This window comes from Allochromatium tepidum, from assembly GCF_018409545.1.
Taxonomy (GTDB): domain Bacteria; phylum Pseudomonadota; class Gammaproteobacteria; order Chromatiales; family Chromatiaceae; genus Thermochromatium; species Thermochromatium tepidum_A.
The window spans coordinates 2,303,572-2,315,787 of record NZ_AP024563.1 but is presented as its reverse complement, the minus strand read 5'-3'; the positions used below and the strand labels follow the sequence as shown (position 1 = coordinate 2,315,787).

The 12,216-nt window shown below is 63.7% G+C and carries 11 protein-coding genes; 6 read left to right on the top strand and 5 right to left on the bottom strand.

What is annotated here, in order from left to right; all coding sequences use genetic code 11:
- Window positions 1–8: 8 nt before the first annotated feature.
- From mltG to Atep_RS11110, 4 genes are read left to right on the top strand one after another with little or no spacing between them, the layout of a single operon-like run.
- Window positions 9–1,028 (top strand): endolytic transglycosylase MltG, encoded by a 1,020-nt coding sequence (gene mltG / locus Atep_RS11125; protein WP_213378587.1) that lies wholly within the window; start codon window positions 9–11, stop codon window positions 1,026–1,028.
- Window positions 1,028–1,675 (top strand): dTMP kinase, encoded by a 648-nt coding sequence (tmk, locus tag Atep_RS11120; protein WP_213378586.1) that lies wholly within the window; start codon window positions 1,028–1,030, stop codon window positions 1,673–1,675. Before mltG ends, tmk begins: the two co-directional genes overlap by 1 nt.
- Window positions 1,672–2,751, top strand: coding sequence for a DNA polymerase III subunit delta' (gene holB / locus Atep_RS11115; RefSeq protein ID WP_213378585.1), 1,080 nt, complete (start codon window positions 1,672–1,674; stop codon window positions 2,749–2,751). Before tmk ends, holB begins: the two co-directional genes overlap by 4 nt.
- Window positions 2,748–3,116: a PilZ domain-containing protein gene (locus tag Atep_RS11110; RefSeq protein ID WP_213378584.1), complete on the top strand. Its 369-nt coding sequence runs from the start codon at window positions 2,748–2,750 to the stop codon at window positions 3,114–3,116. Before holB ends, Atep_RS11110 begins: the two co-directional genes overlap by 4 nt.
- Window positions 3,117–3,220: 104 nt before the next feature.
- On the opposite strand, the gene Atep_RS11105 is transcribed toward Atep_RS11110, so the two are convergent.
- Complete coding sequence (locus Atep_RS11105; protein WP_213378583.1) at window positions 3,221–3,712, bottom strand: methyltransferase family protein; 492 nt, start codon at window positions 3,710–3,712, stop codon at window positions 3,221–3,223.
- A gap of 65 nt (window positions 3,713–3,777) precedes the next feature.
- On the opposite strand from Atep_RS11105, the gene xthA reads away from it, so the two are divergent.
- Window positions 3,778–4,614 carry an exodeoxyribonuclease III gene (gene xthA / locus Atep_RS11100; RefSeq protein WP_213381587.1) on the top strand — a complete coding sequence of 279 codons (837 nt, stop codon included), beginning with the start codon at window positions 3,778–3,780 and terminating at the stop codon, window positions 4,612–4,614.
- Here the strand turns inward: xthA and Atep_RS11095 are convergent.
- The 3 genes from Atep_RS11095 to nspC form a co-directional block, all read right to left on the bottom strand.
- Window positions 4,601–6,853: an arginine/lysine/ornithine decarboxylase gene (locus Atep_RS11095; protein ID WP_213378582.1), complete on the bottom strand. Its 2,253-nt coding sequence runs from the start codon at window positions 6,851–6,853 to the stop codon at window positions 4,601–4,603. The genes xthA and Atep_RS11095 overlap by 14 nt on opposite strands.
- Before the next feature lie 75 nt (window positions 6,854–6,928).
- Window positions 6,929–8,269 carry a saccharopine dehydrogenase family protein gene (locus Atep_RS11090; protein WP_213378581.1) on the bottom strand — a complete coding sequence of 447 codons (1,341 nt, stop codon included), beginning with the start codon at window positions 8,267–8,269 and terminating at the stop codon, window positions 6,929–6,931.
- A 70-nt stretch (window positions 8,270–8,339) separates the two neighbouring features.
- The gene (gene nspC / locus Atep_RS11085; protein WP_213378580.1) at window positions 8,340–9,446 is read right to left on the bottom strand and encodes a carboxynorspermidine decarboxylase; all 1,107 of its coding nucleotides are present in this window, start codon (window positions 9,444–9,446) and stop codon (window positions 8,340–8,342) included.
- A gap of 316 nt (window positions 9,447–9,762) precedes the next feature.
- Between nspC and Atep_RS11080 the strand changes: the two genes are divergently transcribed.
- Entirely contained in the window at window positions 9,763–10,227 is a 465-nt protein-coding gene (locus Atep_RS11080) for an Hsp20 family protein (RefSeq protein ID WP_213378579.1), read from the top strand.
- 328 nt (window positions 10,228–10,555) lie between these two features.
- Here the strand turns inward: Atep_RS11080 and Atep_RS11075 are convergent, their stop codons facing one another.
- Window positions 10,556–12,190: an alpha-D-glucose phosphate-specific phosphoglucomutase gene (locus Atep_RS11075; RefSeq protein ID WP_213378578.1), complete on the bottom strand. Its 1,635-nt coding sequence runs from the start codon at window positions 12,188–12,190 to the stop codon at window positions 10,556–10,558.
- Between the last annotated feature and the right edge of the window lie 26 nt (window positions 12,191–12,216).

The window sequence follows — 12,216 nt, the reverse complement described above, 5'->3', positions numbered from 1 at the left end:
TCGACCCGATGTCGAAACGTATCGTCGCACTGCTCATGCTCGTCGTCCTCGTCGCCGGCTTTCTGGTCGGGGCGCTGTGGCGCGACTATCACTGCTTCCTGTCGATGCCGATCCAGGGCGTCGAGGAGCGCGTCCTGTTCGACGTGCCGCGTGGGACGTCCCTGCGCACCCTGGCCAGGCGTCTGCACGAACAAGGGCTGATCGCGCGTCCGACCTATTTCATCGCGCTGGCCTATCTCCAGGGCGATCAGGGGCGGCTCAAGGCGGGCGAGTACGCACTCACGCGCGACATGACGCCGCCGCGCGTCCTGGAGCTGATCACCTCGGGTCGGGTGGTCGAATACAGTCTCACCCTGGTCGAGGGCTGGACCTTCCGGCAGGCACTGGCGGCGCTCGACGGTCACGAGGTCTTCGCCGGCGGTTCCAGGCTTTCGGATCTGTCCGACGCCGAGATCATGGCCCGGCTCGGGCGCCCCGACGCACATCCCGAGGGCCTGTTCTTCCCCGATACCTATCGCTTTCCGCGCCGGACCGGCGCGCTCGACATCCTCAAGCGCTCGCTGACCCGCATGGATCGGATCCTGGCCGAGGAGTGGGAGAAGCGCGCGCCGAACCTGCCGATCTCGACGCCCTATGAGGCGCTGATCCTGGCCTCGATCATCGAGAAGGAGACCGCGATTGCAGATGAGCGCCCGCGTATCTCCGGCGTCTTCACCCGCCGTCTCCAGCGCGGGATGCGGCTCCAGACCGATCCGACCGTCATCTACGGTCTGGGCGAGCGTTACGACGGCAACATCCGCCGGGCCGATCTGCGCGAGGCGACGCCCTACAATACCTATGTCATCAATGGTCTGCCGCCGACGCCCATCGCCCTGGTCGGGCGCGAAGCGATCCGCGCGGCGCTCAATCCGGAGGATGGCGACGAGCTCTACTTCGTGTCCAAGGGCGATGGCAGTCATCAGTTCTCGCGCACGCTCGAAGAGCACAATCAGGCGGTGCGCCGCTATATCCTGAACCGGAACGACTGATGGCTAAACGCGGACGCTTCATCACGCTCGAAGGCATCGAGGGTGCGGGCAAATCGACCCAGATCGCGCCTCTGGCCGAGCTGTTGCGCGCGCGCGGTCTCGAAGTGCTCACCACCCGCGAGCCGGGCGGCTCGCCGCTGGCCGAGCGTCTGCGCGCGTTGCTGCTCGACCCGGACAACCAGGGCATGAGCGAGACGACCGAGCTGCTGCTGATGTTCGCTGCGCGTTCCGATCATCTGGAGCGACGCATCCTACCGGCGCTCAAGGCCGGACACTGGGTGCTCTGCGACCGCTTCACCGATTCCACCTATGCCTATCAGGGCGGCGGGCGCGGGATCGATCCGGTGCGGATCGGTCTGCTCGAAACGCTGGTGCAGGGCGAACTGCGACCGGATCTGACGCTCGTCTTCGATCTGCCGCCGGAACTCGGACTCGGGCGTGCCAAGTCGTGCGCGGGTCGAGTCGATCGTTTCGAGTCCGAAACTCAACGCTTCTTCGAGGCGGCGCGGGCGGTCTATCTCGAACGGGCGGGGGCCAATCCGGAGCGCTATCGGGTGATCGACGCCACGGCCCCCCTTGAAACCGTGACTCAGGCTGTCGGTGCTGAACTGAACGCCTTCGTCGACTTGCTGGAGTCGCGCTCATGAGTCCGACGCGCGCCGAATCCGCTCCGTCGAAATCGGCCTTGCCGTCGCCACGATCGTTCGAGGTTCCCTTGCCCTGGACGGAGTCGATCTGGTCGCGTCTGCAAGCTTCGCGCGCCGCCGATCGGCTGGCACATGGGCTGCTGATCTCGGGGCCGAACGGCGTCGGCAAACGTGCGCTGGCGCATGCATTGGCCCAGTCGCTGCTGTGCCGGACTCCGAACGCCCAAGGGCTGGCCTGCGGTCAGTGTGCCGATTGTCATCTACTCGCTGCCGGTAGCCATCCGGATCTGATCGAGGTCGGCCCCGATCCGGAGAGCAAATCGGGCGAGATCCCCATCGACGCGGTACGACAGTTCGCCGAGCGCGAGTCCCTGACCCCGAGCCGCGCCCCCTTCAAGGTCGCCCTGATCGATCCGGCCGACAGGCTCAATCAGGCCGCCGCCAATGCACTGCTCAAGACGTTGGAAGAGCCGACCGGACACAGCGTCCTCTGTCTGATCGGCGAGCGCATCGGACGCCTGCCGGCGACCATCCGCAGTCGCTGTCTGCTGATCCCGGTGCCGATTCCGGACGAGGCGGCGGCGCTGAGCTGGTTGGCCTCACGCGAACCGCGCGCGGACTGGCCGTTGCGGCTGCGTTTGGCGCATGGCGCCCCGTTGCGCGCCCTGGCCGAAAGCGCCGACGACACCCGGCTGGAGCAGCGCAGTCAGTGTCTGAACGGATTCCTGGAGATCGCGCGCGGACGCGGCGATCCGGTCACGGTCGCCGGACGCTGGAACGAGATCGGCGCCGGGCGTATCCTCGACTGGCTCGCCGGCGTCATGGGCGATCTGCTGCGGCTGGGCGTCTGCGCCACACCGCCCCGGCTCGATCACCCGGATCGACGGGACGAACTGGCGGCGCTGGCGCAACGGCTCGACCCGGCGGCGGGACATCGCTTCCTCAAGCGCATCCTGGAAGCACGCGCCCTGGGTGAGAGCAATCTCAATCAACAGTTGCTGCTGGAATCCCTGGCCATCGACTGGTCGCGGATCGTCCGGTCGGCACACAGCGGGACTGGAGGATCGAGCGGATGAGCACACCCAATCCATTGGGCGGACTCGGTGGTCAGCAACGCATCCTGAGCTTCGCCATCAAGGACAAAAGTTCCCTGTATGCCTCGTACATGCCCTTCATCAAGAATGGCGGGCTCTTCATCCCCACCAATAAGAGCTATCAGCTCGGCGACGAGATCTTTCTGCTGCTCCAGTTGATGGAGGAGCCCGATCGCATCCCGGTCGCCGGGCGCGTGGTCTGGATCACGCCTACCGGAGCCGAGGGCAATCGCGCCGTCGGGGTCGGTGTGCAGTTCAACGATCAGGACAAGGGCGCCACCCGGCGCAAGATCGAGGAATATCTGGCCGGCGCGCTCGCCTCCGAACGTCCGACCCATACCCTGTAGTCCGGATCGATGCTCGGCTCAGAGTGTGCTGATCCGCACCTCGCCCTTCAAGGCGGCAACTTGGGTTATGAAATTCGGAGCAGCCTTGATTCTAGCCGACGGCCTCAATAGATCCAGGGCACGAACTTGCGCACCGCACGCGCATAGTCGGTATATTCGGGATGACGTTCGGTCAGCCAGGCTTCCTCCTTGCCGGCCTTGTAGTCGAAGAAGACGAAGCCGATCGCCAGGATCAGCAGATGGGTCAGGCTCAGGGTGTAGAGCGTCCAGCCGAGCGCGGCGAAGAGCTGGCTGCTGTAGAGCGGGTGGCGCACCCAGGCATAGACGCCATGCTTGACCAACTGGCTGTGGTCGACCGGATAGGGCAGGGGCGTGAGATAGTCGCGGATGTGCAGCACGCCGAAGCCGCCGAACACCAGCGCCACCAGCCCCAGAGCGCCGAGCGCGGCCCAGCGCACCGGCTCCAGCACCGCCAGCACCCCGGCGCTGGCCAGCGGATTCCAGTTTGGCGCCAGGATGAAGGCGAAGAACAGCACGAACTGGAGCGCGACGAGATACTCGCCGCGATGACCTTTGAACGCCTGTGGCAGTGACATTGGAGTCTCCGATCGATTACAAAGGGATGTGTCGTTTGGTTCTGGAATCCGTCGGGAGAATGCAGGTGCTCAAGATCGTCTCGTTCAACATCAACGGCGTTCGCGCCCGCCCGCATCAGGTCGAGGCGCTCAAGGCCGGACTCGACCCCGACATCATCGCCCTGCAGGAATCCAAGGTCGCCGACGAGCAGTTTCCGCTCGATTGGGCGCGCGAACTTGGTTATGACACCCAGATCCACGGTCAAAAGGGACACTATGGCGTGGCGCTCCTGAGCAAACAGGCACCGCGCACCGTCATCAAGGGATTGCCGAACGACGAGGCAGAAGCCCAGCGTCGGTTGATATTAGGTCAATATCGGCTCGCCGACGGTGACGAAGTCACGGTCATCAACGGCTACTTCCCGCAAGGCGAGGGCCGCGATCATCCGCTGAAGTTCCCCGCCAAGCAGAAGTTCTATGCCGATTTGCTGAACTATCTGCGCACCGCCTTCCGCCCGGACCAGAACCTCGTCCTGCTCGGCGACATGAACGTCGCGCCGCTGGACCTGGATATCGGGATCGGCGCCGACAACGCCAAGCGCTGGCTGCGCACCGGGAAATGCGCCTTCCTGCCCGAGGAACGCGAGTGGTTCCAGATCCTGCTCGACTGGGGGCTGATCGACGCCTACCGCGCCCGCCATCCAGAAGCCGCCGACCGCTTCAGTTGGTTCGACTACCGCTCGCGCGGCTTCGAGCGCGAGCCGAAACATGGTCTGCGTATCGACCATATCCTAGTCTCCGCGCCCTTGCGCGAGCGCCTGCTCGACGTCGGGATCGACTATGCCATCCGGGCGATGGACAAACCTTCCGACCACTGCCCGGTGTGGATCACCCTGGATCTCCCCGACCTCACAGCGGTTTGACGCAGTCGACGAAATAGCCGACCTCGCCGCCGCTCTCCTCCTTGACCAGACCATGGATGTCGGTCTCGAAGCCGGGGAAGCGGGTGTTGAACTCGCGCGCGAACTGGAGATAGCGCACGATGGTGGCATTGAAGCGCTCACCCGGAATCAGCAGCGGAATACCGGGCGGATAGGGTGTCAGCAGCACGCTGGTCACGCGCCCTTCGAGATCATCGATCCTGACCCGTTCGATCTCGCGATGGGCCATCTTGGCGAAGGCCACTGCCGGCTTCATCGCCGGCACGATGTCGGACAGATACATATCCGTCGTCAGGCGCGCGACATCATTGGCCTTGTAGATGCCGTGGATCTCATCGCACAGATCGCGCAGACCGATCTTCTCATAGCGCGGATGGGCCTGGATGAACTCGGGCAGCACGCGCCACAGCGGCTGATTGCGGTCGTAGTCGTGTTTGAACTGCTGGAGTTCCGTCACCATGGTGTTCCAGCGGCCCTTGGTGATGCCGATCGTGAACATGATGAAGAACGAGTACAGCCCGGTCTTCTCGACCACGATCCCATGCTCGGCCAGATATTTGGTGACGATCGCCGCCGGGATGCCCGATTCGGAGAACTCACCGTCCATGTTCAGTCCAGGCGTGATGACCGTGGCCTTGATCGGATCGAGCATGTTGAAACCGGGCGCCAGCTCGCCGAAGCCGTGCCAGTGGTCGTCGGCGTGCAGCATCCAGTCGTCGCGCTCGCCGATGCCTTCCTCGGCCAGATAGTCCGGTCCCCAGACCTTGAACCACCAGTCCTCGCCGAACTCGGCATCGACCTTGCGCATGGCGCGCCGGAAGTCGAGCGCCTCCATGATCGACTCGTGCACCAGCGCCGTGCCGCCGGGCGGCTCCATCATGGCCGCCGCTACGTCGCACGAGGCGATGATGGCGTACTGCGGACTGGTCGAGGAGTGCATCAGATAGGCTTCGATGAAGCTGTTGCGGTCCAGCCGGCGCTGGTCGGACTCCTGCACCAGGATCTGCGAGGCTTGCGAGAGTCCGGCGAGCAGCTTGTGCGTCGACTGGGTGGCGAACACCATCGATTCATGACAGCGCGGGCGGTCCTTGCCGATGGCGTGCATCCCGACATAGAAGTCGTGGAAGGAGGCATGCGGCAGCCAGGCCTCGTCGAACAGCAGGGTGTCGATCTCGCCGTCGAGCAGCGACTTGATGGTGTCGACGTTGTAGAGCACGCCGTCATAGGTGCTCTGGGTGATGGTCAGCACACGCGGCTTGGCATCGATCCCTTTGGCGAAGGGATTGGCGGCGATCTTGCGCCGGATGTTCTCGGGCTTGAACTCATCGAGCGGGATCGGGCCGATGATGCCGTAATGATTGCGCGTCGGCATCAGGAACACCGGGATCGCCCCGGTCATGATGATGGCGTGCAGGATCGACTTGTGGCAGTTGCGGTCGACCACCACGATGTCGTCGGGCGCGACGGTCGAGTGCCAGACGATCTTGTTCGAGGTCGAGGTGCCGTTGGTGACGAAGAACAGATGGTCGCAGTTGAAGATGCGCGCGGCGTTGCGCTCGGAGGCGGCCACCGGGCCGGAGTGATCGAGCAGTTGACCGAGTTCGTCGACCGCGTTGCAGACATCGGCGCGCAGCATGTTCTCGCCGAAGAACTGGTGGAACATCTGTCCGACCGGACTCTTGAGGAAGGCCACGCCGCCCGAGTGTCCCGGACAGTGCCAGGAGTAGGAGCTGTCGGCGGCATAGTGGGTGAGCGCGCGGAAGAAGGGCGGGGCCAGACTGTCGAGATAGACCCGCGCCTCGCGCGCCACATAGCGGGCGATGAACTCGGGCGTATCCTCGAACATGTGGATGAAGCCGTGCAGCTCCTTGAGCACATCGTTCGGGATATGGCGCGAGGTGCGGGTCTCGCCGTAGAGGAAGATCGGGATGTCCTCGTTGCGCAGCCGCACTTCCTGGACGAAGGCGCGCAGGGTCGCCAGTGCTTCGAGCGCCTCCTCGGGCGAGCCGCTGCCGAACTCCTCGTCGTCGATCGACAGGATGAAACAGGAGGCGCGGCTCTGCTGCTGGGCGAACGAGGTCAGATCGCCATAGCTGGTGACGCCGAGCACCTCCAGACCCTCGCTCTCGATCGCCTTGGCGAGCGCGCGAATGCCGAGACCGCTCGCGTTCTCGGAGCGGAAGTCCTCGTCGATGATGACGACTGGAAAACGGAAACGCATCGCGTTGTCCTCGATGAGAGTCAGGAAATCGGCTGCCGGCTTCCAGCCGCCGGCTGACCGCTGGAAGCTAACCAATCAACGCGGCTTGGGCGCGACGGCGATCATGGGATTGGCCGCCGAGATGGTGACGGTCGCGGTCGACTCGGCGATCTCGGTCTCCAGATCGCGCACGGTGCCGTCGAAGGACTCGGCGCTGCCCGGTTCGATCTCCTTGAATTCGGTCGGCAGGCCGATGCGGTCGAGGATGGCGATGAACGGCTCCGGGTCCAGTTCCTCGACGTTGACCATGGTTCGGGTGTCCCAGGCGCCGTCGGCGATCAGCATGGCCGCGGCGACCGGCGGCACGCCGGCTGTGTAGCTGATGCCCTGCGATTCCACTTCCTCATAGGCCGCCTTGTGGTCCGAGACCTGATAGATCAGCAGTTCGCGCGGCTTGCCGTCCTTGATTCCCTTGACGAAGTTGCCGATGCAGGTCTTGCCGGTGTAGTTTGGGGCCAGCGTCTTGGGATCGGGTAACAGGGCCTTGACCACCTTGAGCGGCACCACTTCCTGACCGTCGGCGAGCTTGACCGGCAGATGGTTGAGGAAGCCCAGGGTGCGCAGCACGGTGAAGACGTTGATGTAGTGATCGCCGAAGCCCATCCAGAACCGGATGCTCTCGGCGTCGATGTTCTGCGACAGCGAGTGCAGCTCGTCATGGCCGTTGAGATAGATGGGCGAGGGGCCGACCACCGGCAGATCATAGACGCGCTTGACCGTGTGGGTCGGATACTCCTTCCACTGACGGTCGATCCAGGTCCAGACCTTGACGAATTCGCGGAAGTTGATCTCGGGGTCGAAGTTGGTGGCGAAATACTTACCGTGGCTGCCGGCGTTGACGTCGATGATGTCGATGGTCTCGATCTTGTCGAAGTAACGCTTGACCGCCAGCGCGCAGTAGGCGTTGACCACGCCCGGATCGAAACCGGCGCCGAGGATGGCGGTCACGCCCTTCTCGGCGCAGCGGTCCTTGCGCTTCCACTCATAGTTGGCATACCAGGGCGGATCCTCGCAGACCTTGTCCGGATCTTCGTGGATGGCGGTGTCGATATAGGCGACGCCGGTTTCGAGACAGGCCTCCAGGATCGACATGTTGAGGAATGCCTGACCGAGATTGATGACGATCTCGGAGTTGGTCTCGCGGATCAGCTCGACGGTCGCCGGGATGTCGAGCGCATCGATCCGGCGCGAATAGAGTTTCTTGGACGGATCCTTGAGATGCCCCTTGCGCTGGATGCTCTCGATGATCTCATCGCACTTGGACTGGGTGCGCGAGGCGATACAGATGTCGCCCAGCACGTCATTGTTCATCGCCGCCTTGTGCGCGGCCACATGCGCGACGCCGCCGGCGCCGATGATCAGCACGTTTTTCTTCATGGAGTTCTCGATTGGACGTTGCTGTGGTTGAAAAGTGGCTTGGAAAACAGGGGTCGCCGGCGGGTGCGGATCAGGACAGACTGCGCTTGAAGTCCTCATAACCGAACGCGCGCACGCGCTCCAGGGTGCCGTCGAGCCGACGCACCACGATCGCGGGCATGGCCACGCCGTTGAACCAGTTGACCTTGACCATGGTGTACCCGCCGGCATCGGCGATGCGTACTTCGTCGCCGACTTGCAGCGGTGCGGCCAGTTTGAAGTCACCGAAGACGTCACCGGCCAGACAGGTGCGTCCGGCGACCATCATCCGATGTTCGCCGGGCGGCGGACTCGCGAGCCGGGGATGAGTGCGATAGACGAGGTGGTCGAGCATGTGCGCCTCCAGCGAGGCGTCGATGATGGCGATGTCGACCTCATTGTGCACCACGTCGAGCACGGTGGTCACGAGCTCGGTGCTCTGGGTGACGGCCGCCTCGCCCGGCTCCAGATAGACCTGGATGTCGAACGTCCGGCTGAACGCGCGCAGAGCCTCGCAGAAGGCATCCAGCGCATAGCCGTCCTGGGTGAAGGACAGCCCGCCGCCGAGACTCACCCATTCCATCCGGTGCAGCAGCTCGCCGTATTCGCGCCCGAGGGTTTCGAGCGAGGCGCGGATGTTGTCGACGTCCGGGTTCTCGCAGTTGAAATGGAACATCAGCCCCTTGAGCCAGGGTGCGACCTCGGCCAGCGCCGCCGTGTCGCTGACGCCCAGCCGCGAATAGCGCCGCGCCGGATCGGCCAGATCGAAGTTCGAATAGCTGATGCCCGGATTGACGCGCACACCCAGGTTCAGGCCCGCCACGTCCGGATGGAACCGCCGCAGCTGCGACAGCGAGTTGAAGATGAGCTTGTCGGCGAACTCGCGCACCGCCAGCACCTCGTCGCGCGAAAAGCCGACACTGTAGGCGTGGGTCTCGCCGCCGAACGTCTCGTACCCCAGACGCGCCTCGTAGAGCGAACTGCTGGTGGTGCCGTCCATGTACCGGCGCATCAGATCGAACACACACCAGGTCGAGAAACACTTGAGCGCCAGCACCGACTTGGCGCCGGAGCGTTCGCGCACCTGCCGGATGATCTCAAGGTTGTGCTTGAGCCGGGACTCGTCGATCAAGTAATAGGGTGTGGCCAGGTCTGTCATCGAATCTATGCAAACTCGTGGGGGAAGGGTCGGGGAGACGGCGCGCTCGGGTCGCAAAGCGCGGCTGTGTGGGCTGGAGATCGCCTTGGTCGAACTCTAAAGGTTGCGCATGACACTTTGATGACGAACGGCGCTGAGTAACTGCGCATGATGGCCACCAGGGGCAAGGGCGTCAAGAATTAGCACTCCCCTTGACAGAGTGCTAATCGATGCCTATATTTTCATGCAAGTGATCGCCCCTCGGGGGATCGCCCAACCGGCGGTTCATCACGAACGCCAACTGTCTGTCCATATTGCTCAATTTGGAGGATATGTCATGTCCACGCTCGACTTCTCGCCCCTGTTCCGCTCCATGATCGGCTTCGATCGTCTGGCCAATGCGCTGGAGACGGCCTATCGCACCGAGCCGGGCGGCTATCCGCCCTACAACGTCGAGCTGCTCGACGAGAATCGCTATCGCATCACGCTCGCCGTAGCCGGTTTCACTGAGGGTGAACTGAGCATCGAGGCCAAGGAGAACCTGCTCACCGTCAATGGTCAGCGTCAGGCGACCGAGAGCGAGGGGAATTTCCTCTATCGCGGTATCGCCAACCGGGCCTTCGAGCGTCGTTTCCAGCTCGCCGACTATGTGAAAGTCGAGGAGGCGCGTCTGGAGAACGGTCTGCTGCACATCGATCTGGTGCGCGAGGTGCCCGAGGCAATGAAGCCGCGGCGCATCGAGATCCGTGGTGCCGGCGCCAATCCGGCCATCGAGCATGCAGCCGCCGCCAAAGCCGCTTGAGCCTGAGCCGCTGACACGCACGACGGCTGATCGCTGATACGTCGAGCCAAGGGCCGGGGTCGTTCCCCGGCCTTTTTGCGTTCAGGCAAAAAAAGACCCGGCGGTGTGCCGGGTCGAAAAGTCTCTCGCAGAAGAGAGACGAGGAGGACAGCGTGACCTGGCTCGGCCAGGAAATTCGGTGCGTCACCCGAGTGTATCGGTGACCATGGATGGAAGTTTAGATGATTTTCGACGATTGCAATCGGTCCAATGTAAATATTTTCGGATCGGCCCCATCGTTTTCATTGCGACGCGCTTCGTCTATTCCACCACAAGCAAGTAAACCCCGTCAGGTCACGACATCCGGCTCGGTGCGTCCGGTGCGGGATTCGATCTGGGCCAGTTCGCGCGCGATGAGGACGAGCGGGCGCATCGCGTCCTGAGTATCGCTGTGGTGCAGCGCCGGATCCGGCTCGAAGTATTCGAGATAGACCCGCAGTGTGGCCCCCGAGGTGCCTGTGCCCGAGAGCCGATAGACGATCCGCGCGCCGCTCTCAAAGCCGATGCGGATGCCCTGACGCTCGGAGACGCTGCCGTCGATGGGGTCGGTGTAAGCGAAGTCGTCGGCATAGCTTACGGTCTCCGTACCAAGTTGACGCCCCGGCAGATCGGGCAGCAGTCGGCGCAGATGATCGACCAGCCCCTCGGCGGCTTCCAGATCCACGCCCTCGTAATCGTGCCGGGTGTAGAAGTTACGCCCGAAGCGCTTCCAGTGATCGGTCAGGATCTCGGCGACCGACTGCTGACGCACCGCCAGCAGATTGAGCCAGAACAGCACCGCCCACAGCCCATCCTTCTCGCGCACATGGTCGGAGCCGGTGCCGAAGCTCTCCTCGCCGCAGAGCGTGATGCGCCCGGCGTCGAGCAGATTGCCGAAGAACTTCCAGCCGGTGGGCGTCTCGAAGCACTCGATCCCCAGGAAATCCGCGACCCGATTGGCCGCCTGACTGGTCGGCATCGAGCGAGCGATGCCCCGGATGCCCTGCCGATAGCCCGGCAGCAGATGGGCGTTGGCGGCGAGGATGGCGAGACTGTCGCTCGGGGTGACGAAGCAGTCGCGTCCGAGGATCATGTTGCGGTCGCCGTCGCCATCGGACGCCGCGCCGAAATCGAGTCCGTCCGACCCGTGCATCATGGCGACCAGTTCCTGGGCATGGGCGAGATTGGGGTCGGGATGACCGCCGCCGAAGTCCTCCAGCGGCACGCCGTTCATCACGGTGCCGGGCGCGGCGCCGAGCCGGTTCTCCAGGATCTCGATCGCATAGGGACCGGTGATGGCGTGCATGGCGTCGAAACGCATCCGGAAATGGCCGGAGTTGAACAGATGATGGATGGCGTCGAAGTCGAACAACGCCTCCATCAAATCGGCATAGTCACTGACCGGGTCGATGATTTCGATCTCTGTCTCACCAAGCTGGCAGGTGCCGATCTGGTCGAGATCGACCGGCGGCGTGTCGAGCGTCAGATAACGGTCGATGGTCTTGGTGCGCTCGAAGATCGCCTCGGTGACGGATTCGGGGGCCGGGCCGCCATTGGCCGAATTGAACTTGATGCCGAAGTCCTCGTCCGGCCCGCCGGGATTGTGGCTGGCCGAGAGCACGATGCCGCCCTGGGTCTTGTATTTGCGGATGACACGGGAGACGGCCGGTGTCGAGAACAGTCCGCCGCGCCCGACGATGAGCCGCCGCACGCCGTTGGCCGCCGCCAGCCGCAGGATGATCTGGATCGCCTCGCGATTGAAATAGCGCCCATCGCCGCCGACCACCAGGCTGCCGCCCCGGAGTTCGGGCAGGGTGTCGAGGATCGACTGGACGAAGTTCTCCAGGTAGCCCGGTTGCTGGAAGACCCTGACCTTCTTGCGCAACCCGGAGGTTCCGGGGCGCTGACCCTCGAACGGCGTGGTGGCGATGCGGATCGTTTCCATCTTCAAACCCTTGAATTGTGGTTGAA